At 68.6% G+C, this 21944-nt stretch carries 25 protein-coding genes; 11 read left to right on the plus strand and 14 right to left on the minus strand.

Translation table 11 applies throughout. The features are described 5' to 3' along the window. Positions 1–4: 4 nt before the first annotated feature. Positions 5–289: a DUF1490 family protein gene (locus ACZ50N_RS23390; RefSeq protein ID WP_046362867.1), complete on the minus strand. Its 285-nt coding sequence runs from the start codon at positions 287–289 to the stop codon at positions 5–7. Between the two features lie 114 nt (positions 290–403). Here ACZ50N_RS23390 and ACZ50N_RS23395 point away from each other — a divergent pair, with 114 nt between their 5' ends. Together ACZ50N_RS23395 and ACZ50N_RS23400 are read left to right on the plus strand one after the other, a co-directional pair. Then, positions 404–1351, plus strand: coding sequence for a permease (locus ACZ50N_RS23395; RefSeq protein WP_133414598.1), 948 nt, complete (start codon positions 404–406; stop codon positions 1349–1351). After that, a complete protein-coding gene (locus tag ACZ50N_RS23400; RefSeq protein WP_133414529.1) occupies positions 1348–2052 on the plus strand; it encodes a TIGR03943 family putative permease subunit in 705 nt (234 codons plus the stop codon). The genes ACZ50N_RS23395 and ACZ50N_RS23400 overlap by 4 nt, the downstream gene beginning before the upstream one ends. Here the strand turns inward: ACZ50N_RS23400 and ACZ50N_RS23405 are convergent. Continuing rightward, positions 2046–2321 (minus strand): type B 50S ribosomal protein L31, encoded by a 276-nt coding sequence (locus ACZ50N_RS23405; RefSeq protein WP_046362865.1) that lies wholly within the window; start codon positions 2319–2321, stop codon positions 2046–2048. The two genes, ACZ50N_RS23400 and ACZ50N_RS23405, sit on opposite strands and share 7 nt — an antisense overlap. Before the next feature lie 110 nt (positions 2322–2431). Here ACZ50N_RS23405 and ACZ50N_RS23410 point away from each other — a divergent pair, with 110 nt between their 5' ends. Further along, entirely contained in the window at positions 2432–3346 is a 915-nt protein-coding gene (locus tag ACZ50N_RS23410) for an MBL fold metallo-hydrolase (protein WP_046362895.1), read from the plus strand. Then, entirely contained in the window at positions 3337–4575 is a 1239-nt protein-coding gene (locus ACZ50N_RS23415) for an SLC13 family permease (protein WP_464473878.1), read from the plus strand. Before ACZ50N_RS23410 ends, ACZ50N_RS23415 begins: the two co-directional genes overlap by 10 nt. On the opposite strand, the gene rlmB is transcribed toward ACZ50N_RS23415, so the two are convergent. Genes rlmB through carD form a run of 4 tightly spaced genes read right to left on the minus strand, consistent with a single transcriptional unit; the run spans position 4572 to position 7925 of the window. Next, positions 4572–5513: a 23S rRNA (guanosine(2251)-2'-O)-methyltransferase RlmB gene (rlmB, locus tag ACZ50N_RS23420; RefSeq protein WP_464473879.1), complete on the minus strand. Its 942-nt coding sequence runs from the start codon at positions 5511–5513 to the stop codon at positions 4572–4574. The genes ACZ50N_RS23415 and rlmB overlap by 4 nt on opposite strands. Next, positions 5514–6905 (minus strand): cysteine--tRNA ligase, encoded by a 1392-nt coding sequence (cysS, locus tag ACZ50N_RS23425; RefSeq protein WP_046362862.1) that lies wholly within the window; start codon positions 6903–6905, stop codon positions 5514–5516. It abuts the gene before it with no gap. Positions 6906–6952: 47 nt separating this feature from the next. Next, positions 6953–7435 (minus strand): 2-C-methyl-D-erythritol 2,4-cyclodiphosphate synthase, encoded by a 483-nt coding sequence (ispF, locus tag ACZ50N_RS23430; protein ID WP_048421885.1) that lies wholly within the window; start codon positions 7433–7435, stop codon positions 6953–6955. Between the two features lies 1 nt (position 7436). Next, positions 7437–7925: an RNA polymerase-binding transcription factor CarD gene (gene carD / locus ACZ50N_RS23435; RefSeq protein ID WP_046362860.1), complete on the minus strand. Its 489-nt coding sequence runs from the start codon at positions 7923–7925 to the stop codon at positions 7437–7439. Positions 7926–8155: 230 nt separating this feature from the next. Here carD and ACZ50N_RS23440 point away from each other — a divergent pair, with 230 nt between their 5' ends. From ACZ50N_RS23440 to disA, 3 genes are read left to right on the plus strand one after another with little or no spacing between them, the layout of a single operon-like run. Next, complete coding sequence (locus ACZ50N_RS23440; RefSeq protein ID WP_046362859.1) at positions 8156–8755, plus strand: copper chaperone PCu(A)C domain-containing protein; 600 nt, start codon at positions 8156–8158, stop codon at positions 8753–8755. A 59-nt stretch (positions 8756–8814) separates the two neighbouring features. Next, positions 8815–10200 (plus strand): DNA repair protein RadA, encoded by a 1386-nt coding sequence (gene radA / locus ACZ50N_RS23445; protein ID WP_133414531.1) that lies wholly within the window; start codon positions 8815–8817, stop codon positions 10198–10200. 21 nt (positions 10201–10221) lie between these two features. Then, positions 10222–11340, plus strand: coding sequence for a DNA integrity scanning diadenylate cyclase DisA (disA, locus tag ACZ50N_RS23450; RefSeq protein WP_046362858.1), 1119 nt, complete (start codon positions 10222–10224; stop codon positions 11338–11340). A 2-nt stretch (positions 11341–11342) separates the two neighbouring features. Here disA and ACZ50N_RS23455 read toward each other — a convergent pair whose 3' ends face one another. Both ACZ50N_RS23455 and ACZ50N_RS23460 read right to left on the minus strand, forming a co-directional pair. Further along, entirely contained in the window at positions 11343–12113 is a 771-nt protein-coding gene (locus tag ACZ50N_RS23455) for a hypothetical protein (protein WP_198529206.1), read from the minus strand. A 59-nt stretch (positions 12114–12172) separates the two neighbouring features. Further along, complete coding sequence (locus tag ACZ50N_RS23460; RefSeq protein ID WP_046362857.1) at positions 12173–12793, minus strand: carbonic anhydrase; 621 nt, start codon at positions 12791–12793, stop codon at positions 12173–12175. On the opposite strand from ACZ50N_RS23460, the gene ACZ50N_RS23465 reads away from it, so the two are divergent. Then, positions 12792–13799, plus strand: a complete 1008-nt coding sequence (locus ACZ50N_RS23465; protein ID WP_464473880.1) for an iron-sulfur binding domain-containing protein — start codon at positions 12792–12794, stop codon at positions 13797–13799. The genes ACZ50N_RS23460 and ACZ50N_RS23465 overlap by 2 nt on opposite strands. Here the strand turns inward: ACZ50N_RS23465 and ACZ50N_RS23470 are convergent. Further along, complete coding sequence (locus ACZ50N_RS23470; RefSeq protein WP_464469891.1) at positions 13742–14722, minus strand: helix-turn-helix domain-containing protein; 981 nt, start codon at positions 14720–14722, stop codon at positions 13742–13744. The genes ACZ50N_RS23465 and ACZ50N_RS23470 overlap by 58 nt on opposite strands. 72 nt (positions 14723–14794) lie before the next feature. On the opposite strand from ACZ50N_RS23470, the gene ACZ50N_RS23475 reads away from it, so the two are divergent. Next, positions 14795–15049 carry a hypothetical protein gene (locus tag ACZ50N_RS23475; RefSeq protein ID WP_046362854.1) on the plus strand — a complete coding sequence of 85 codons (255 nt, stop codon included), beginning with the start codon at positions 14795–14797 and terminating at the stop codon, positions 15047–15049. Here the strand turns inward: ACZ50N_RS23475 and ACZ50N_RS23480 are convergent. Continuing rightward, positions 15023–15787 (minus strand): alpha/beta fold hydrolase, encoded by a 765-nt coding sequence (locus ACZ50N_RS23480; protein ID WP_046362853.1) that lies wholly within the window; start codon positions 15785–15787, stop codon positions 15023–15025. The two genes, ACZ50N_RS23475 and ACZ50N_RS23480, sit on opposite strands and share 27 nt — an antisense overlap. Before the next feature lie 40 nt (positions 15788–15827). On the opposite strand from ACZ50N_RS23480, the gene mhuD reads away from it, so the two are divergent. Further along, on the plus strand, positions 15828–16169 hold the full coding sequence (mhuD, locus tag ACZ50N_RS23485; protein WP_046362852.1) for a mycobilin-forming heme oxygenase MhuD: 342 nt from the start codon (positions 15828–15830) through the stop codon (positions 16167–16169). After that, entirely contained in the window at positions 16144–17502 is a 1359-nt protein-coding gene (locus tag ACZ50N_RS23490) for a serine hydrolase (protein WP_419196973.1), read from the plus strand. Before mhuD ends, ACZ50N_RS23490 begins: the two co-directional genes overlap by 26 nt. Positions 17503–17514: 12 nt before the next feature. On the opposite strand, the gene ACZ50N_RS23495 is transcribed toward ACZ50N_RS23490, so the two are convergent. From ACZ50N_RS23495 to clpC1, 4 genes are all read right to left on the minus strand, one after another. Beyond that, positions 17515–18063 (minus strand): histidine phosphatase family protein, encoded by a 549-nt coding sequence (locus ACZ50N_RS23495; protein WP_464473881.1) that lies wholly within the window; start codon positions 18061–18063, stop codon positions 17515–17517. Next, the gene (locus ACZ50N_RS23500; protein ID WP_464473882.1) at positions 18060–18860 is read right to left on the minus strand and encodes a CbtA family protein; all 801 of its coding nucleotides are present in this window, start codon (positions 18858–18860) and stop codon (positions 18060–18062) included. Before ACZ50N_RS23500 ends, ACZ50N_RS23495 begins: the two co-directional genes overlap by 4 nt. A gap of 20 nt (positions 18861–18880) precedes the next feature. Continuing rightward, positions 18881–19096 (minus strand): CbtB domain-containing protein, encoded by a 216-nt coding sequence (locus ACZ50N_RS23505; protein WP_046362848.1) that lies wholly within the window; start codon positions 19094–19096, stop codon positions 18881–18883. 229 nt (positions 19097–19325) lie between these two features. After that, positions 19326–21851, minus strand: a complete 2526-nt coding sequence (gene clpC1 / locus ACZ50N_RS23510) for an ATP-dependent protease ATP-binding subunit ClpC (RefSeq protein ID WP_073684497.1) — start codon at positions 21849–21851, stop codon at positions 19326–19328. Positions 21852–21944: the final 93 nt, after the last annotated feature.

Here is a 21944-nt window from a genome sequence, read left to right on the forward strand (position 1 = left end):
CGGATCAGTGTTCGTGGTCGTGACCGGTGTCGGACACCGCCGGCGGCGGCGCTTCCTCTCCGATACGCTCGCGCGCCTCGGCCACCACGTCGGCGACCTTCAGCCGCGCCGACTCAGCGCCCTCTTCGGCCTTGCGTGCGCCGCGCAGGGCCAATGCGGTTGCCGAGACTGACATCTCGTGCAGCGGGGCCTTAGCGATCGCCTTGCGTACACCCTGGTATGCCGCCACTCCGACAGCACCTGTCACCACCGTCGATGCCGCCTTGACCAACAACGCCTGAAAAGCCATGCGGTCACCCTAGCGGGCCGATCCCCAGTGAGCAGCCAGGGTGATCAAGATCGCCGATGGCACAATGGCGACGTGGCCGTCGGGACGCCGCCGGTACTCCGGCGCATCACATCGATGCACGTGCTCGTCATCGCCGTCCTCGCACTGACACTGGCGGGGACCACGGTGCGCAGTGCAGTGGCCGGTACCCCCGTTGTCGCCACGGCGGCCACCGTCTTCTGCGGGATCTTCGTGCAGGCGTTGCCTTTTCTGGTTCTCGGGGTGCTCATCAGCGGCCTGGTGGCGGCCATGGTGACGCCGGAGCGCCTGACGCGGTGGGTGCCGCACCATCCGGCGGCGGCGGTGGTCGTCGCCGGGGTCGGCGGCGCGGCACTGCCGGGATGCGAATGCGGATCCGTGCCGATCGCGCGGCGGCTCTACTCCGACGGCGCCGTCGGTGCGGCCGCGGTGACGTTCATGCTGGCTGCCCCGGCGATCAACCCCGTGGTGCTGGTGGCGACCGCAGTCGCCTTTCCCGGTGAGCCCGCGATGGTGTTCGCCCGTTGCGCCGCTTCCTTTCTCACCGCACTGACTGTGGGAGCGCTGTGGATCCGCTTCGGGCAACCCCGGTGGATCACGCGGAAGATGCCGGACCTGCACGCTCACGGCGGGTCGCGCTGGGCGGTGTTCACCGAGGCGGCGCGCCATGACTTCTTGCAGGCCGCGTCGTTCCTCGTCCTCGGGGCCGCCGCGGCCGCACTGCTGCACATCGTGGTGCCCAGTTGGATGTACGACCACCTCGCCGGCCACCTGATCCTCGGCATCGCCGTCATGGCCCTGCTGGCCGTCGTGCTCTCGTTGTGTTCGGAGGCAGACGCTTTCGTGGCTGCGAGCCTGTCGATGCTGCCGCTGCTGCCGCGCCTGGTCTTCCTGGTCGTCGGGCCGGCCGTCGACCTCAAACTGTTCGCGATGCAGGTCGGCATGTTCGGCCGCGCGTTCGCGGTGCGCTTCGCTCCGTTGACCTTCGTCGTCGCCACGCTGATGGCGTCCGGGGTGGGCCTGCTGATCGTGGGCAACCGATGAGCCGCGAAACCGAGAACGCGCTTCTGCTCCTCGTCGGAGTCAGCACCGTGATGATCACCGCCGGCGGGGCCTATGCGCGCTACGTCAAACCCTCCCTGCAGCCCTGGCTGATGACAGCCGGCATCCTGCTCGCGCTGTTGGCCCTGGTGTCGATCGTCCGCGACATCCGACGCGGGCCCACCGCCGCCGACCAGGACCACCACGGACACCGCCCGGCGATGGCGTGGCTGCTGCTCGTGCCGATTGCGTTGCTGGCCATCGTCGTTCCGCCCGCCATCGGCCCGCAGACCGCCCGGCCGCAGATGCAGGAGACGACGAATACCGCTGCGCGGCGGCCGTTTCCGCCACTGCCCGACGGCCGCGCCCCCGAACTGTCGCTGCCCGATCTGTTGATCCGCCTCGCTCAGGACTCTTCCGGCACAGTGCACGATCGGCTGGTCACCGTCACCGGTTTCACGATGCGCGACGGTGACCACCTGGACCTGGGGCGCGTCGTGATCATCTGCTGTGCCGCCGACGCTCAGCTCGCGCGGATAGACCTGACCGGGCCTGCCGCCGCCGCTGCCGGCCGCCTGCCCGATGGCGCGTGGATCCGCGTCGAGGGCAAAGTCGCCACGGCGCAGGATGATTCGTCCCGGCCGACGTTGGCGGTCTACCAGGTCGAGCAGATCCCGCAACCGAAGAACACCTACAGCTACTGACCAGCCGTCGGCGCTTCGCGCCGCCCGTAGCGACGATTGAACTTCTCGACCTGACCTGCCGCGTCGACGATCCGATGACTCCCCGTCCAGAACGGGTGTGAGTCCGCCGACACCTCGACGACGATGAGGGGATATCGCTGAACACCGCCCGGCGTCGGCCAGTCGATCGTCGTCTCGCTCGTCGCAGTCGAACGGGTCAGAAAAGTCTTCCCGGTGTTGGCGTCCTGGAAGACCACCGGGTGGTAGTCGGGATGAATGCCGCGCTTCACGTTCGCCTCCGATGAATAAGTGAAAACGATTGTCATTATCGTCAGAAGGGTGGCGCTTCGGCAACTCCACGGCGCGTGGCATCCCCCTGACGCCCCCTAGGGTGTCGGTCATGCGTCTCAAGCTCGGCAGGCCCGACCTCGCCGCGTACGCCGATCGCTTCGACGTACCCACGGCGACGACCGCCTCGCCGGTGACGGTCGCGTGGGCCGGCGTCACCACCCTGCTCGTCGACGACGGGCAATCCGCGGTGCTGACCGACGGCTTCTTCTCTCGCCCAAAACTGCTCGCCGTCGCGACCCGGCCCCTGCGGCCGTCACCATCCCGCATCGATGCGGCGCTGACCCGCCTCGGCGTCGCCCGTCTCGACGCAGTCACCCCCGTGCACACCCACTTCGACCACGCCATGGACTCCGGCGTCGTCGCCGCCCGAACCGGGGCCCGGCTCATCGGCGGAACATCGGCCGCCCACATCGCCCGCGGAGCCGACCTCGATCGCGTCGACGTCGTCACGCCCGGCGAACCCGTCGCCGCCGGAACCTTCGACGTCACCCTGATCGAGGGACACCACTGCCCGCCCGACCGTTTCCCCGGTGAGATCACCGCGCCGGTCCGGCCGCCGGTACGCGCTGCGGCGTACCGCTGCGGCGAGGCGTGGTCCACGCTCGTCACCCATCGCCCCACCGGACGGACCATCCTGATCGTCGGCAGCGCCGGCTACCGCCGCGGCGCTCTCGCCGGCCGGCGCGCCGACGTGGCCTACCTCGGCGTGGGTCAACTCGGGCTCCAGCCGGAGAGCTACCTGGTGGAGTACTGGGCCGAGACCGTCCGCACCGTCGGCGCGCGACGCGTCGTGCTCATCCACTGGGACGACTTCTTCCGGCCACTCGATCAGCCACTGCGCGCGCTGCCCTACGCGGCCGACGACCTCGACGTGTCCATCCGCGTCCTGCGCCGGCTCGCCGCCGAGGACGGCGTCCCCCTCCACCTGCCCACCCTCTGGGAGCGCGCCGACCCATGGCTCTGATCCTGTCGGTGGCCGCGCTCGTCGCGGTCCTGGGTTTCGCGCTGCTGCGCCCGCACGGCTGGCCCGAGGCGGTGGTGGCGGTGCCCGCCGCCGCACTCGTCATCGTCACCGGCGCCATCAGCTGGCACGGCGCCTGGGTCGAGGTCCGCGAACTGGCGCCGGTCGTCGGGTTCCTCGCCGCCGTCCTGGTGCTGGCGCGCCTCTGCGACGACGAGGGCCTGTTCCACGCCATCGGGGTGCTGATGGCCCGCGCCACCTCCGGCGGCCAGCACCGGCTGCTGCTGTCGGTGTTCGGCGTGTCGGCCGCCGTCACCGCGATCCTGAGCCTCGATGCGACTGTCGTGCTGCTGACCCCGGTCGTCCTGGCGACCGCACGCACGCTCGCCGTCCCGGCACGTCCGCACGCCTACGCGACAGCGCACCTGTCCAACAGCGCGTCGCTGCTCCTGCCGGTGTCGAACCTGACCAACCTGCTGGCGTTCAGTGCCGCCGGACTGACCTTCCTGCACTTCGCTGCCCTGATGTCGCTGCCGTGGCTCGTCGCCATCGCCGTCGAGTACGTGCTGCTGCGCTGGCTGTTTCGCCGCGACCTCGCCGTCGAACCGCAACCGGCGCCGCCCGAACCCGTCGACCTGCCGCTGTTCGCACTCGTGACCGTCGGGCTAACGCTGGTCGGCTTCGCAGTCACCTCGCTGGTCGGCCTCTCCCCGGCCTGGGCGGCTCTGGCCGGGGCAGCGGCGCTCGGCGTACGAGGCCTCGTGACCCGACGCACGTCCGTGGGCAGGATCGTCGCGGCGATAGACCTGCCGTTCCTGGCGTTCGTGCTGTGCCTGGGCGTGGTGGTCGCGGCGGTGATGCGCAACGGACTGGAGCCGGCCATGCACCGGGTGCTGCCCGACGGTCAGGGCCTGCTCGCGCTGCTGGGCATCGCGGCGGTGGCCGCCGTGCTGTCGAACATCGTCAACAACCTGCCGGCGGTGCTGGTGCTGCTGCCGCTCGCGGCGCCGCTCGGTCCCGGCGCCGTCCTGGCCGTGCTGATCGGCGTCAACATCGGCCCCAACCTCACCTACGTCGGATCGCTGGCCAACCTGCTGTGGCGCAGCGTCGTCCGCCGCGACATGAACCCCAGCTTCGCCGAATTCAGCCGCGTCGGACTGGTCACCACACCGCTCACGCTGGTCGCCGCCGTGGCCGCGCTGTGGGCGGGCCTGCAGGTGATCGGCGTCTAACCGCGGCGCTGCCGGGCGATCTCGGCGAGCACCACCCCGGCGGCCACCGAGGCGTTCAGCGACTCGGTGGGCCCCGCCATCGGGATCGACACGACGGCATCGCAGGTCTCCCGCACCAGGCGAGACAGGCCTTTGCCCTCGGAACCGACCACCACCATGATCGGGCCGGTGCCGTCGATGTCGTCGATCGCGGTGTCCCCGCCGGCGTCGAGCCCGACGATCTGGATGCCCGCATCGGCATACTGCTTCAGCGCACGGGTGAGATTGGTGGCGCGGGCGACGGGGGTGCGGGCGGCCGCGCCTGCGCTGGTACGCCACGCCACAGCCGTGACCGACGCCGACCGACGCTGCGGGATCAGCACACCGTGCCCACCGAACGCGGCCACCGAACGCACGATGGCCCCCAGGTTGCGCGGATCGGAGATGTTGTCCAATGCCACCAGCAGCGCCGGCGCGACGTCCTTCTTGGCCTGCGCGAGCAGATCGTCAGGGTGGGCATAGACATAGGGCGGCACCTGCAGCGCGATGCCCTGGTGCAGACCATTCGCGGCGATCCGGTCCAGATCGTGCTTGGGCACCTCGAGGATCGCGATGCCTCGGTCCGCCGCGGTCTGCACGGCCTCGGTGAGGCGCTCATCGGAATCCGCGCCCAGCGCGACGTACAGCGCCGTCGCAGGCACCCCCGCGCGCAGGCATTCCACCACGGGGTTACGGCCCAGAACGGTCTCGGTGTCGTCGGTCTTCTTGTGCCTGCCCTGAGCCTGCCGCGCCGCCTTGGCCGCACGCTTGGCCGCAGGATGATGGGGCCGCTCATGCGCAGGTGGGGTCGCGCCCTTGCCCTCCAGCCCGCGCCGCCGGACCCCGCCGGAGCCGACCGTCGGGCCCTTCTTCGTGCCTGCCTTGCGTATCGCGCCGCGACGCTGGGAGTTGCCCGCCATCTACTTGTCCGTTCCGTCGGATAGTGACCACTGGGGACCGTCGGCGGTGTCGGTCACCTCGATGCCGGCCTCTTTGAGCCGGTCCCGGATCGCATCGGCCTCAGCCCAGTCGCGGCGCGCCCTGGCTTCCCCGCGGCGCCGCACCTCGGCCTGGACCAGCACGTCCACCGCGGCGAGCGCCGCGGACGTCTCGTCGCGAGACTCCCAACGCTCGTCGAGCGGGTCAGCGCCCAGGATGCCCATCATCGCGCGGATCGACATCGCGTGGGTCAGCGCCGTCTCGTGGTCGCCGGCGTCCAGCGCACGGTTGCCCTCGGCGCGGGCGGCGTGCACCTCGGCCAGCGCCATCGGCACCGACAGATCGTCGTCGAGCGCGGCACCGAACTTCGGCGTCCACTCGCCCGGGACCACCGCACCCACGCGAGTACGCACCCGATGCAGGAAATCTTCGATACCGGTGTAGGCCTTGGCCGCATCGGCCAGCGCGGTCTCGGAGAACTCCAGCATCGACCGGTAGTGCGCGCTGCCCAGGTAGTAGCGCAGCTCGGCAGCCCGAACCCGTTGCAGCACAGCGGGAATCGCGAGCACATTGCCCAGCGACTTGCTCATCTTCTCCCCGCCCATGGTGACCCAGCCGTTGTGCAGCCAGAACCGGGCGAAGCCGTCACCGGCCGCTTCAGCCTGAGCGATCTCGTTCTCGTGGTGCGGGAACACCAGGTCCATACCGCCGGCGTGGATGTCGAATTGGGCGCCGAGATACTCGTGCGCCATCGCCACGCACTCGGTGTGCCAACCGGGGCGGCCGCGTCCCCACGGCGTGGGCCATGACGGCTCACCGGGCTTGGCGCCCTTCCACAACGTGAAGTCGCGCTGGTCGCGTTTACCCGTCGCGACGCCCTCGCCCTGGTGCACGTCGTCGATCCGATGGCCGGACAGCTTGCCGTAATCCGGCAGCGTCGCCACATCGAAGTACACGTCTCCCGCGCCGGTGTAGGCGTGCCCACGCTCGATCAGCCGCTCGATCAGCTCGACCATCTGGGTGATGTGCCCGGTGGCCCGAGGTTCGGCCGACGGCGGCAGCACACCCAGCGCGTCATAGGCCGCCGAGAACGCACGCTCGTAGGTGGCGGCCCACTCCCACCACGGCCGGCCGGCGTCGGCGGCCTTGTTCAGGATCTTGTCGTCGATGTCGGTGACGTTGCGGATGAACGCCACGTCGTAGCCCTTGGCGGTCAGCCAGCGGCGCAACACGTCGAACGCGACACCGCTACGGACATGGCCGATGTGCGGCAGACCCTGCACAGTGGCGCCACAGAGGTAGATGGACACGTGGCCGGGCCGCAGTGGCGCGAATTCGCGCACACCGCCAGACAAGGTGTCATACAGCCGCATCGGAGCTGCAGGGCGTTCGGTCACGACGGGCCAGCTTACCGGCCGGATCAGGCAGAACCCGCATCGCTTGCGACGAGGGCCGTCGCGAGCGCCGCCAGGCCCTCACCCCGGCCCGTCAGGCCCAGTCCGTCGGTGGTGGTGGCCGACACGGACACCGGAGCGCCCACCAGCTCCGAGAGCAGCTGCTGAGCTTCGGCGCGGCGTGGACCGATCTTCGGTCGATTGCCGATGACCTGCACCGCGGCGTTTCCGACACGCAACCCGGCCTCGTCGAGCAGAGAGCGCACGTGCCGCAACATGTCGCCGCCCGACACCCCCCGCCACTCGGGACGGTCCGTACCGAAGACTTCACCGATGTCGCCCATGCCCGCTGCGGACAACAATGCATCGCAGAGAGCATGGGCGGCTACGTCACCGTCGGAGTGACCGGCACAACCGTCGGCGTCGTCGAACAGAAGACCCAGCAGCCAACACGGCCGCCCCGCTTCGATCGGATGGACGTCGGTGCCGAGACCGACGCGGAAATTCACGTCAGGATGCGGCAGCGAGAACTTCGTCGAGAATGATCGACGCCTTGGCGTCGTCGGTGTTCTCCGCCAGAGCCAACTCGCCGACCAGGATCTGCCGAGCCTTGGCCAGCATCCGCTTCTCGCCCGCGGACAGCCCACGCTCCTGATCACGACGCCACAGATCGCGAACGACCTCGGCGACCTTGTTCACGTCGCCGGACGCCAGCTTCTCGAGATTGGCCTTGTACCGGCGCGACCAGTTGGTCGGCTCCTCGGTATGCGGGGCACGAAGCACCTGGAACACCTTGTCGAGGCCCTCCTGGCCGACGACGTCACGCACACCCACGTATTCGGCGTTGTCCGCAGGCACGCGGACCGTCAGATCGCCCTGGGCGACCTTCAAGACGAGGTACTCCCTCTGCTCGCCTTTGATGGTTCGGGTTTCGATCGCTTCGATCAACGCAGCACCGTGGTGTGGATAGACGACGGTGTCTCCGACCTTAAAAATCATCAGTTTCGAGCCCCTTTCACATGACGAGTTTAACACGCGCCCTCGCCGGGGGTGCGCCAACGATGCAGGTCAGGGGCACAGAGGAGCAACATCGGGGGTTGACAGGCCGCCGATTCCGTGCAAGGCGCGCCCTGCGCTACCGCCCGTCATCGCGACCTACTACTCTGCATAGTCGAACGATGGAGACCGGCATGTCACGTCGCGCTGCCGGCCGAGCAGGAGGCACCTGAGTGAACCCCTTAGATCGGCGCACTTCTGTCACGACCGCCGTCGCGACGGCAGCGATCGCACTGTCCGCCGTGCTGAGCGGCTGCGGTGCCGGTCAGGTGGCCCAGACGGCGACCCAGGAGCCGGCGATCAACGGGACCAGTGGCAAAGCCGGCCCGATCGTGCTGCGCAACGTCCACCTGCGCGCCCAGCAGACGTCGGACTACGTGCGCCCGGGCAGCGATGTCGAGCTGATCTTCACCGCCGCGAACACCTCGCCCGACACCAACGACAAACTGGTCCGCATCACCTCCGACGTCGGCTCGGTGTCGCTGACCGGCGGCAAGGATCTGCCCGCCAACGGCGTCCTCGTCGTCGGCACCCCCGACGGGCAGACCACCCCGCTGGAAGCGGTCGAACCCGCCGACGCGGCAGAGGCGCGCGTCGCGCTGACCAAGCCCATCACCAACGGCCTGACGTATGACTTCACGTTCACCTTCGAGAAGGCGGGTGACACCACGGTGCCGGTGCCCATCTCCGCCGGTGAGGCGCCGCGCCGCGAGGTCTCCGAAGCCGGCGGGGCCGTCTCGGAGAGCTCGGGCGAGCACTCCGGCGGGCACTAGCGCGCGACACGGGCGCGCCGCGCCACCAGTTGTCGGTGCGGGCCGATACCGTCGCACCCGTGGCCCGGACTTCGAAAACACGTTCGCAATATCGCTGCTCGGAATGCCACCACACGACACCCAAATGGGTGGGTCGCTGTCCTGACTGCGGAACCTGGGGCACGGTCAACGAAGTGGCGCTGGCCGCTGTCGGCGGGACAGCCACCCGGCGCGCCATCGCACCCGCCTCCCCCGCCGTGCCGATCAGCTCGATCGATCCGGGGACCACACGGCATTTCCCGACCGGGATAGGCGAATTCGACCGCGTCCTCGGCGGCGGCGTGGTGCCCGGATCGGTCACCCTGCTCGCCGGCGATCCCGGTGTCGGGAAATCGACGCTGCTGCTCGAGGTGGCGCACCGCTGGGCGCAGATGGGCCGGCGCGCGCTCTACCTCTCGGGCGAGGAATCGGCCGGCCAGATCCGACTACGCGCCGGACGTACCGGATGCACCCACGACGAGGTGTACCTGGCAGCCGAATCCGATGTGCAGACCGCGCTCGGCCACATCGACGCGGTGCGTCCGTCGCTCGTCATCGTCGACTCGGTGCAGACCATGTCGACCACCGAAGCCGACGGTGTCACCGGCGGGGTCACGCAGGTTCGTGCGATCACCACTGCCCTGACGATGGCGGCGAAGACCACCGGCGTGGCGATGCTGCTGGTCGGCCATGTCACCAAGGACGGGGCGATCGCCGGACCACGTTCGCTGGAGCATCTCGTCGACGTCGTGCTGCACTTCGAAGGCGACCGCGCATCGGCGTTGCGCATGGTGCGCGGTGTCAAGAACCGGTTCGGCGCCGCCGATGAAGTCGGGTGTTTCCTGTTGCACGACAACGGAATCGAGTGCGTGGCGGACGCATCGGGGTTGTTTCTGGACCAGCGTCCCAAACCGGTGCCCGGCACCTCGGTGACGGTGACGCTCGACGGCAAACGCCCGATGATCGGCGAGGTGCAGGCCCTGATCGGCTCGCCGGCCAACGGCAGTCCACGTCGCGCCGTCAGCGGTATCGACTCCTCCCGCGCCGCGATGATCACCGCGGTGCTGGAGAAGCGGGCGCGACTGCCCGTCGGCGCCAACGACATCTACCTGTCCACGGTCGGCGGCATGCGGCTCACCGATTCGTCGTCGGACCTCGCGGTCGCCTTGGCGATCGCCTCGGCCTTCACCGATCTGGCGATGCCGACGTCGACGATCGCGATCGGCGAGGTCGGGTTGGCCGGAGACCTGCGCCGGGTGACCGGGATGGATCGCCGGCTGGCCGAAGCTGCCCGGCTGGGTTTCACCACCGCGGTCGTGCCGGCCGGCCTGACGTCGGCGCCTGCCGGGCTGCGGACCTTCGAAGCCGACGACATCGCCTCGGCATTGCGGGTGCTGCGCCAGATCAGCCAGAATGACGCGAACTGAGCCAACTCTCGAGGGGATCGGATGGCCGTGAAGTCGACGGGACGCAGCACGCGCACAGTCGTTCCGTTGGCCCGTCCGACACTGCGGGAGACGATCGCCCGGTTGGCGCCCGGCACGCAGCTGCGCGACGGGCTGGAACGCATCCTGCGCGGGCGCACCGGCGCCCTGATCGTCATCGGGTTCGACGACAGCGTCGAGGCCATCTGCGACGGCGGTTTCTCCCTGGACGTGCGCTACGCCCCCACCCGGCTGCGTGAGCTGTCGAAGATGGACGGCGCCGTGGTGCTGTCCAGTGACGGGAGCAGGATCCTGCGCGCCAACGTGCAACTGGTACCCGACCCGTCCATCCCCACCGAGGAGTCCGGAACCCGGCATCGCTCCGCCGAGCGCACCGCGATCCAGACCGGCTATCCGGTGATCAGCGTCAGCCACTCGATGAGCATCGTGACGGTGTACGTCGCCGGCGAGCGGCACGTCGTGCCCGAGTCGGCGACCATCCTGTCGCGCGCCAACCAGACCATCGACACGCTGGAGCGCTACAAGACCCGCCTCGACGAAGTGAGCAAACAGCTCTCGATGGCCGAGATCGAGGACTTCGTGACGCTGCGGGACGTCATGACCGTGGTGCAGCGCCTCGAAATGGTGCGCCGGATCAGCCTGGAGATCGACTCCGACGTGGTCGAACTCGGTACCGACGGCCGGCAGCTGAAGCTGCAGCTCGACGAGCTGGTGGGCGACAACGACATCGACCGCGAGCTGATCGTGCGGGACTATCACGCCAACCCCGACCCTCCCACCCCCGCGCAGGTCACCGCGACGTTGGAGGAGCTGGACGGACTCTCCGACAGCGAGCTACTCGACTTCACAACCCTGGCAAGGGTTTTCGGGTATCCGTCGACGGCCGAGGCGCAGGACTCGGCGATGAGCTCACGCGGCTACCGGGCCATGTCCGGCATCCCGCGCCTGCAGTTCGCGCACGTCGACCTGCTGGTCCGCAACTTCGGTTCTCTGCAGGGCCTGCTCGCCGCGAGCGCCAGCGACCTGCAGTCGGTGGACGGTATCGGCTCGATGTGGGCACGCCACATCCGAGAAGGCCTGTCTCAGCTCGCCGAGTCGACGATCGCCGACCGGCTGGCCTGAACTCAGCCCGCGGGTGCCGGGGCGGGCGCCGGCGCAGCGCCGGGCGCTACCGGCGGGACCTGCTGCGGCTGGGCCAAGATGAACGGCACCGTCGCCGAACGGAGGTTGCCCAACTGGACGACCAGGTTGTAGGTGCCTGGCCCGATCGGCTGGCGCGGCAGCGGGCAGTTCGGCGCCGAACCCATCCCGGTCCACGTCACCTCGGTGGTCACCTGCTCCCCCGGCTGGAACGTCTTGATCAGCGTCTCACTCGACGGCGCGCAATCCAGGTTCGACCAGAGCCGCTGGTTGTCCAGCGAGTACACGTACGCGGCCAACACTGCCGCGCCGACGTCGCGCTGGCAGGCGACCAACCCGATGTTGGTCACCACCATCGTGAACTTCGGCTGATCACCGACGACGTACTGCGGCTGGTTGGTGATGCCCTTGACCGCCAGCGTCGAGTCCGGGCAGTCGTCGCCTTCTTTGAGGATCGGCGGCGGCACCACGGCGGCCGTCGGGGTCGCGGTCTGCGGCGGCGCCTGCTGGGCCGGTGCCTGAATCGGAGTCTTGACCTCCGGATTGTCGCCAGGCAGCGGCGTGGGAGCCGCGGCGGTCTGCGACGCCTGGTTCTCGTTGGCGGTCGGCTGCTCGGTGCTGGTGCTGTTCATCACGACGACCGCGACGACCGCCGCGATGATCCCGATGACGAGCACGGAAACGCCGAGTGCCAGCATCCTGCGTCGCCAATAGATCTGTTGGGGCAGCGGGCCATGCGGTTCCAAATCCAGCACGACATCACGGTAAGGCCAGCTCAAGCGACTCTGTTTGACGCCACTCGGCGTGTTGCCTTTCAGTTTTCGCCGATGTCGCCTATGTGGTCGCGCAACACCACCTGGCCGTCGGCCAGGTGGTAGGTCAAACCGACGATCGCGAGCCTGCCCTCGGACACCGCGTTGGAGACGATGGTCGAGCGACTCAGCAACTGCCTGCCCGTCTCGGTGACGTGCCGGGCTTCGAACTCGTCCACCCGGGTGAGGCCCTCGCGACGGCCGACCAGGATCGACGGGGTGACCCGCTCCACCACGTCGCGGATGTAGCCGCCGGGCAGCGAACCGTCGTCGAGCGCGGTCAACGTCGCACCCACCGCACCGCAGCTGTCGTGGCCGAGCACGACGACCAGCGGCACGTTGAGCACGGCGACCCCGTACTCGATCGAGCCGAGCACCGCGCTGTCGATGACGTGACCGGCGGTGCGGACCACGAACATGTCCCCGAGGCCCTGGTCGAAGATGATCTCGGCGGCCACGCGGCTGTCGGCGCACCCGAACACGATGGCCGTCGGCTTCTGGGCAGCGGCCAGGCTGGCGCGGTGCTCGATGCTCTGGCTAGGGTGCTCCGGCTTCCCGGCGACGAAGCGCTCGTTACCCTCTTTGAGTGCTTTCCACGCGGTCAACGGGTTCGTGTTCGGCATGGCCGTCATTCTGCCCCAGCCTGCATCGATGATCGACACGGGTGAGCTTCTCGACTGGTACGCCGAGGCGCAGCGCGACCTGCCGTGGCGGCAACCGGGGGTCTCGGCGTGGCAGATCCTGGTCAGCGAATTCATGCTGCAGCAGACCCCGGTCGCCCGCGTGGAGCCGATCTGGCGGGACTGGATCGCCCGCTGGCCCACGCCGTCGGCGACCGCGGCGGCCAGCGCGGCCGACGTGCTGCGTGCCTGGGGCAAGCTCGGTTACCCGCGGCGGGCCAAGCGGCTGCACGAATGCGCGACCGTGATCGCCGCCGACCACGGCGACGTGGTCCCCGACGATGTCGACACCCTGCTCTCGCTGCCGGGAATCGGTGCCTACACCGCGCGGGCGGTGGCGTGCTTCGCCTACCGCCAACGGGTGCCGGTGGTCGACACCAACGTGCGTCGCGTCGTCGCGCGGGCGGTGCACGGGCGTGACGACGCCGCGGCGGCGTCGGTGCGCGACCTCGACGACGTGGCCTCGCTACTGCCCGACGACGAGAGGGCGCCGACGTTCTCGGTGGCGCTGATGGAACTCGGCGCGATCGTGTGCACGGCGCGCTCTCCGAAATGCGGCGTGTGCCCGCTGTCGCACTGTGCGTGGCGCTCGCTGGGCTTCCCCGCCGGCACCGGACCGGCCCGCAAGGTGCAGAAGTTCGCCGGTACGGACCGCCAGGTGCGAGGCAAGCTGCTGGATGTGTTGCGCGGCAGCGACATTCCGGTCACCCGTGCGCAGCTCGACGTGGCCTGGCTGACCGACACCGCACAGCGGGACCGGTGTCTGGACTCGTTGCTGGTCGACGGGCTGGTGGAACAGACCGAGGACGGCAGGTTCGCTCTCGCCGGCGAAGCCGGCAATCAGACTCCGGCCGGCGAAGCCGGCAATCAGGCTCCGGCGGGCGAAGCCGGTCAGGCCGACTCGGCGCAGTCGGATTCGGCTGCGGCAGAGGCGAATCGACGCCGATAGTCCGACGGGGTGACGCCGATGATGCGCCGGAAGTGGTGGCGCAGCAGCGTGGCGTTGCCGAAGCCGGACTGCTCGGCGATGTTGTCGATGTCCAGCGTGGTCTCCTCGAGCAGCCGGCGGGCGAACAGCACGCGCTGATCGGTCACCCACTGCATAGGCGTGCGGCCGGTCTCCTCGACGAAACGGCGCGCGAACGTACGCCCCGACATGTGCGCCCGGCGGGCCAGCGACGTGACGGTGTGCGGCTTGTCGAGGTTGGCCAGAATCCAATCCAGGTGCGGGGCAAAGCGTTCCGAACATCGCACCGGGATCGGCTGGTCGATGTACTGCCGTTGACCGCCGTCGCGCTGCGGCGGCACCACCATGCGGCGGGCGATCTTGTTCGTGATCTCGCTGCCCATCTCGCGGCGCACCAGATGCAGGCATGCGTCGATACCCGCGGCGGTGCCTGCGCTGGTGATCAGGTTGCCGTCGTCAACGAACAGCACGTTGCGATCCACTTTGGCGGTCGGATACATGCGGGCGAGCTCGTCGGCGTGCATCCAGTGGGTGGTGCAGGGCCGCCCGTCGAGGAGGCCGGCCGCGCCCGCGACGAACGCCCCGGAGCACACGGTCACGATGATCGATCCCGAATCGGCGGCCCTGCGGATCGCCTCGAGCGCTTCGGGGAGGTAGTCACCGCCGCTGATCGCGGGGATCGCCACCAGGTCCGCTCCGACGAGATCGTCGAGCCCGTGGTCCGGGATGATCGTGGCGCCCACCGTGGTACGCACCGGCGTGCCGGGTTCGGGTCCGCACACCTTGAAGTCGAAATTCGGCACACCGTCGGCGGAGCGGTCGATGCCGAAGACCTCGCAGATCACGCCGAACTCGAACACCGCCAACCCGTCGAGGACCAGCGCGGACACCGTCCGAATCGTCATGGCAGCATCTTATCGACGGATGTCGCTTCTGCCACTGGTGGCACGATCTTGCGTAGGCGGAGCATTACTGCCATGAGCATCGCACTGACCTTCCTGATCCTGTCCGCCCCGTTCGCCCTGGCCGCGGCGCTGACCTGGGCGGCTCACCGCACCGGCGTGCTGCGCCTGCACCGCGACCAGTTCCGCATCGCCGCCCCGTTCACGGGTCGACTGTTCGAAGACGACCGCGACCTGGGCCGAGTGGCCCACGACGTGGATGCGATCCGCACCCGCTTCGAAAGCCAACCCTCCTGGCCGAGGTCATCCGCCACCGGCGAACGTCGATAGAAACGTCTCGACGGCGTCCCGATATTTCACCGGGGCGTCGTCGTGGACGAGATGACCGGCACCGGGCACCGTCACGTACGTCGTCTGCCGCCCTGTGCGCGCCATCTGCGCCATCTGTCCGGGCGGGGTCACCGAGTCGCCGGCCTCGATCACCAGCGTCGGCACATCGACAGAGCGCCACTGCGCCCAGTAGTCCCGCCTCCCCCATTCGGCCGCGATCTCGACCCAGCGGGCCGGCTGCCCGTGCAACCGCCACCCGGTCGAGGTGCGGTCGAACGCCTCCAGGAAGTAGCGCCCGGCCACCGGCCCGAACGCGTCGACGACCTGCGCCTCCGACTCGAACTCGACCGGCAGTGCGTACAGCCACGGCTCCCAGGCCCCGGTCGTGCGACCCCGGAAGTCCGGCGCCATGTCCTCCACCACCAGCGCATCGACCAGCTCAGGACGCTGCGCAGCCAGACACCACGCATGCAGACCACCCATCGAATGCCCGATCAGCACCGCCGGTTCGCCCAGCCCGGACACCGCATCAGCGAGATCGTCGACGAAGCGCTCGGTCGAGATCGGGTGGGCGTCGGGCACGTCCCGCCCCCGGTGCCACGGCGCGTCGTAGGTGAACACCCGACCGTGACCGGCGAGCCAGGGCAGCTGCCGCGACCACGTGGAACCCCGGCCCATCAGCCCGTGTACGAGGACCAGTGGGCGCCCCGCACCGCCGTGGGCCGTGAGCAGCTCCATGGCGTCATCATGGCATCGGCGGCGCGGTAGCCTGAACGCCATGTCCGAGCAGAACGCGAACGCCACACCGGTGGTGAAGATCAACGCGATCGAGGTCCCGCCCGGCGCCGGACCGGAGCTGGAGAAGCGCTTCGCCCACCGCGCCCACGCCGTCGACAACCAGGCAGGCTTCCTCGGGTTCCAGCTGTTGCGGCCCATCAAGGGCGAGGATCGCTATTTCGTCGTCACCCAGTGGGAGTCCGAAGAAGCGTTCCAGGCCTGGGCCAGCGGCCCCGCCATCGAGGCGCACGCCGGGGAACGCGCCAACCCCGTGTCCAAGGGCGCATCACTGCTGGAGTTCGAGGTTGTGCTCGACGTTGCAGGAACGCGCACGCAGGCGTAGGGGCGCCGGGATACGTCGCGCGCTCACCTGCGCGACCGCGCTCGTCGCGGTCGTCACATTGGTGAACGGCTGCGCCGCCACCCGGCCCGCTCCAGCCGACGCCGCCTACGGCGTCCCGATCCAGATCAACACCCCGCAGGGTCTGCGTGCCAAGCAGACCATGGACATGCTCAACAGCGACTGGCCCATCGGGGAGAACGGCATCCGCACGCTGGCCGCCCCGCAGGTCGTCGAGGCCGTCGGCGTAACCATGGATCGGATGTGGTGGGACCGCCCGTTCACCGTCACCGAGGTCGACGTCGGTGCCGGCAACGCGACGCTGCACGTCCTCACGTCGTACGGCGTCTCGCAGACCATCGAACTGCGCACCGACGACGCCGGCATGGTGGATCGCTTCTCGGTCGACCTCGTGCCGCCGAAAATCACGTCCTTCCGCGACGCCGACGCCGAAATCACCAAGACGGGCGCGAAGTACTCGTATCAGGTGGCCAAGGTCGTCGATGGCCGCTGCGAGAAGGTCGCGGGCACCAACACCGAGATGTCGCTGCCGTTGGCGTCGATCTTCAAGCTCTACGTGCTCTACGCGCTCTCCGATGCGGTCAAGGCGCACACGGTCGCCTGGACGGACCCGCTGACCATCACCAAGGAGGCGAAAGCCGTCGGTTCCTCGGGCTTCGACAAGCTGCCCCCCGGCTCGACGGTGTCGGTGCGCGATGCGGCCCAGCAGATGATCTCGGCCAGCGACAACATGGCGACCGACCTGCTGATCGGCCGGCTCGGCCCGGGAGCGATCGAGCGCGCACTCGTCGCCGCCGGCCACCACGACCCGGCCAGCATGACGCCGTTCCCGACCATGCACGAGATGTTCTCGGTGGGCTGGGGCGAACCGAACCTGCGCGAGCAGTGGAAACAGGCCAACCACGCCGGCCGCGCACAGCTTCTCCAGCAGACCAATTCGCGCCCGTACGAACCGGATCCGCAGCGCACCCACATGCCGGCATCGGACATCGGTGCCGAGTGGTACGCCAGCGCCGCCGACATCTGCCGGCTGCACGCGGCGCTGCAACGCAACGCGACCGGTGACGCCGCGCCGGTGCACGACATCCTGTCGGCGGTGCCGGGCATCGACCTGGACCGCACCGAGTGGCCCTACATCGCGGCCAAAGCGGGCAATCTGCCCGGCGATCTGACGTTCAGCTGGTTCGCCACCGACCGCACCGGCCAGGGCTGGGTGGTCAGCATGCAGACCAACTGGTCGCAGTACCGCAGCCCGACCGCGGCGTCCTGGCTGCTGTCGATCGCGCGGCAGATGTTCGGCCTCGTCGCACCCTGATCGGGACCTCGATCACGACCGCAGCGTCCACGCGTGGCCGCGAAAGTGCAGCACCGTGTGGCTTGCCGGCGCGATATCGATGCGCCAGAACGACTTCGGTGGGGCGTCGAGAACCACGAGGACAGCCGCACGGATAACGGCCGGGTGGGTCGCCGCGACGACCCGGACACGCTCGGAGGTCAGCGAGTCCAGCCACGCCCTGACCCGGGCGATCAGCGCGACGACGCTCTCGCCACCGTGAGGCGCCTGCGTGGGGTCGGTCAGCCAGATCGCGAGTTCGGCGGGCTGCACCCGGCTCAGCACGTCGCCGCGCCACCGTCCGTGATCGAGATCAGCGAGCTTCGGTTCGATCTGTGCCTGCACACCGAGCAGATCGGCGGTCTGGATGGCGCGTGCCTCCGGACCGCAGTAGGCCCGCTCGGCGGTCATGATCCCCGTCGGGGCATCAGCCACCTGCCTACGCCCGAGCGCGTTCAGCGGTTCATCGGTGGGGAACCGTCCGGCTGCCATCGCATCGGTCATCCCGTGCGACACGAGGGTCAGCCGGACGACCCCGCTCACACCGTCAGCGCGTCCTTGCGCTTCTCGCCGAGGAGCTTCGACACCATCGTCGCGAACGTCAGCCCGATCGTCGTCCAGACGATCACCTGAGTCGCCGTCGCATAGAGCCGGAACTCGTACAGATCCACGGCCGGGAAGCCCGGGAACACGATCCTGCCTGCGTCGTCGACCATCGGACCGGGGGTCTCACTGATCGTCGGCAGGACCAACATCAGGGCGGATACCGCGACGAGATAGGCCGCACCTCCGGCGAGCGTCGCGTTCCACGCCCCCAGCTTCGGCGCGAGCTGACGACCGAGGTACACCGCGGCAACCATCAGCAGTGCCGAAAGCCCCACCATCAGCAGGTAGAGCATCGAACGCTGGAAGATGGTGGCGTCATCGCTGGTCGCCGGCGGGTTCGGCGGATACTTCAGCGCGGGGACCAGCCACACCGACACGAACATCGCTGCGGCGACGACGACCGCGGTGGCCCGAGCCGATATGTCCCCGATGCGCCCGTAGGCGATCGCGAACACGACCGAGAACAGCGCGCCCACAGCGACGCTGAACAGCAGGACACCCATGCCCATGCCGATGGTGGACTGGATGCCGCGGCTGAACAGTTCACCACCGTCACCGTGCGAGTGGCCACCGCCTGCAGCCATCTCCATGTGCTCGTGCGCGGCCGAGATGCCGTCCTCGAACTCGATGGCCCGGCCGATGATCGGCTCGAGGAAGATCTTCGCGAAGACGAACGCGAACACACCTGCAATGGCGCCGGACAGGATCCCGCGCCAAATGATCTGCTTTTCCATGTCTGCGTTTCCTCTGCCCGTCAGTGGCAGGGGAATCCGAGCAGATGGCGAGCGTCGTGGACGAACTCGTGGATGTACATGTTGTCGCCGAACACCGACGTCGCGCCCTGATCGACGCCGACGAAGTACAACACGACGAGCGCGAGGAATGCGGTCAACGACAGCCACAGCGCGGCCTTGGTGGCCGAGAAGTCGATGGCTGTCGCGCGTGCTCTGCGGGATTCACCAGTGGTCATGAGGGGTCCTTTCCGGGATGTCGCGTCCCAGTTGGTGGGTGCCGACGGCATCGGGTCTGACTGTCACAGTGGCGCGACCGTTCTGGAGTCTCACCAGATTCCGACAACCGTCGATTGCATTCGGATCATAGTGGGCGCAGCGCGGCCATGGGCACCGACCGTGCCGCGAGCGTGCCGGAACGGCGAACGGGCGGCCACCCGAAGGTGACCGCCCGTTCGTCGGTTGCTTCTACTCGGCTGCGCCGGCCTGCGCCAGATCAGCCTCAGCAGGCTCGGAGCGCTTCGGCCCACCGTGGAAGGTGAACACCGCATCCTCGCCCGGACCCTCGCCGTCCCAGTTCTCGACGTCGACTGTCACGTGCTGGCCGGGTCCGACCTCTTCGAAGAGGATCTTCTCCGACAGCTGGTCCTCGATCTCGCGCTGGATGGTGCGCCGCAGCGGCCGTGCACCCAGCACCGGATCGAATCCACGCTTGGCCAGCAGGGACTTGGCCCGATCGGTCAGCTCCATCGTCATGTCCTTGGCCCGCAACTGGTTGCCGACCCGGCCGATCATCAGGTCGACCATCTTGATGATCTCGTCCTGTGTCAGCTGGTGGAACACGATGATGTCGTCGATACGGTTCAGGAACTCCGGGCGGAAATGCTTCTTCAGCTCGTCGTTGACCTTCTGCTTCATCCGCTCGTAGTTGTTCTCGCCACCGCCCTGGGTGAAGCCGAGGCCCACCGCCTTGGAGATGTCGGACGTTCCGAGGTTCGACGTGAAGATCAGCACGGTGTTCTTGAAGTCGACCGTGCGACCCTGACCGTCGGTGAGACGGCCGTCCTCGAGGACCTGAAGGAGGCTGTTGTAGATCTCCTGGTGGGCCTTCTCGATCTCGTCGAACAGCACCACCGAGAACGGCTTGCGGCGCACCTTCTCGGTGAGCTGGCCGCCCTCCTCGTAGCCGACGTACCCCGGAGGAGCACCGAAGAGCCGCGAGGCGGTGAAGCGGTCGTGGAACTCGCCCATGTCGATCTGGATGAGCGCGTCGTCCTCGCCGAACAGGAAGTTGGCCAGCGCCTTGGACAGCTCGGTCTTTCCGACGCCGGACGGGCCGGCGAAGATGAACGAGCCCGACGGACGCTTGGGGTCCTTCAGACCGGCGCGCGTGCGGCGGATCGCCTTGGATACCGCCTTGACGGCGTCCTCCTGGCCGATGATCCGCTTGTGCAGCTCGTCCTCCATGCGGAGCAGACGGGTGGTCTCCTCCTCGGTGAGCTTGAACACCGGGATACCGGTCCAGTTGCCCAGCACCTCGGCGATCTGCTCATCGTCGACCTCGGCAACCACATCCAGATCGCCTGAGCGCCACTGCTTTTCACGCTCGGCGCGCTGCGCGACCAGCTGCTTCTCCTTGTCGCGCAGGTTCGCGGCCTTCTCGAAGTCCTGCGCGTCGATCGCGGACTCCTTCTCCCGGCGCGCGTCGGCGATCTTCTCGTCGAACTCGCGCAGGTCCGGCGGCGCGGTCATCCGGCGGATGCGCATGCGGGCGCCCGCCTCGTCGATCAGGTCGATCGCCTTGTCCGGCAGGAAGCGGTCGTTGATGTAGCGGTCGGCCAGCGTGGCGGCCGCCGCGATCGCACCGTCGGTGATCGAGACGCGGTGGTGCGCCTCGTAGCGGTCGCGCAGACCCTTGAGGATCTCGATGGTGTGCGCCACCGTCGGCTCCCCGACCTGGACCGGCTGGAAGCGACGTTCCAGCGCGGCGTCCTTCTCGATGTACTTGCGGTACTCGTCGAGCGTGGTCGCGCCGATGGTCTGCAGCTCACCGCGGGCCAGCTTCGGCTTCAGGATGCTGGCCGCGTCGATCGCGCCCTCGGCGGCACCGGCACCGACGAGCGTGTGCAGCTCGTCGATGAACAGGATGATGTCGCCGCGGGTGTTGATCTCCTTGAGCACCTTCTTCAGGCGCTCCTCGAAATCACCGCGGTAGCGGCTTCCCGCGACCAGCGAACCGAGGTCCAGCGTGTAGAGCTGCTTGTCCTTCAGCGTCTCGGGCACGTCGCCGTGCACGATCGCCTGGGCCAAGCCCTCGACGACGGCGGTCTTGCCGACGCCGGGCTCACCGATGAGGACCGGGTTGTTCTTGGTGCGGCGGCTCAGCACCTGCATGACCCGCTCGATTTCCTTCTCGCGGCCGATGACGGGATCGAGCTTGCCCTCCATCGCGGCGGCGGTCAGGTTGCGACCGAACTGGTCGAGCACCAGCGAGGTCGACGGGTTGCCTGCCTCGCCGGTGCGCCCGCCGGTGCCCGCCTCGGCGGTCTCCTTGCCCTGGTAGCCGCTCAGCAGCTGGATGACCTGCTGGCGCACCCGGGTCAGTTCCGCGCCGAGCTTGACCAGCACCTGGGCGGCCACACCCTCACCCTCGCGGATCAGCCCCAGCAGGATGTGCTCGGTGCCGATGTAGTTGTGGCCGAGCTGCAGCGCCTCGCGCAGGCTCAGCTCCAGCACCTTCTTGGCACGCGGGGTGAAGGGGATGTGCCCGGACGGCGCCTGCTGGCCCTGACCGATGATCTCCTCGACCTGGCTGCGCACACCCTCCAGGGAGATGCCCAGCGATTCGAGTGACTTGGCGGCCACTCCCTCACCCTCGTGAATGAGTCCCAGCAGGATGTGCTCGGTGCCGATGTAGTTGTGGTTGAGCATCCGGGCTTCTTCTTGAGCCAGGACGACAACCCGACGTGCACGGTCGGTGAATCTTTCGAACATCCGTGGTTACCTGCTCTCCATCGCATAGATGGGTGCCGCACGCAAAAGACGTGCCCGCACCTGACGTCCACTGTAATGGGCGGCGGCTCCAGG

It is taken from the genome of Mycolicibacterium obuense (assembly GCF_055397605.1).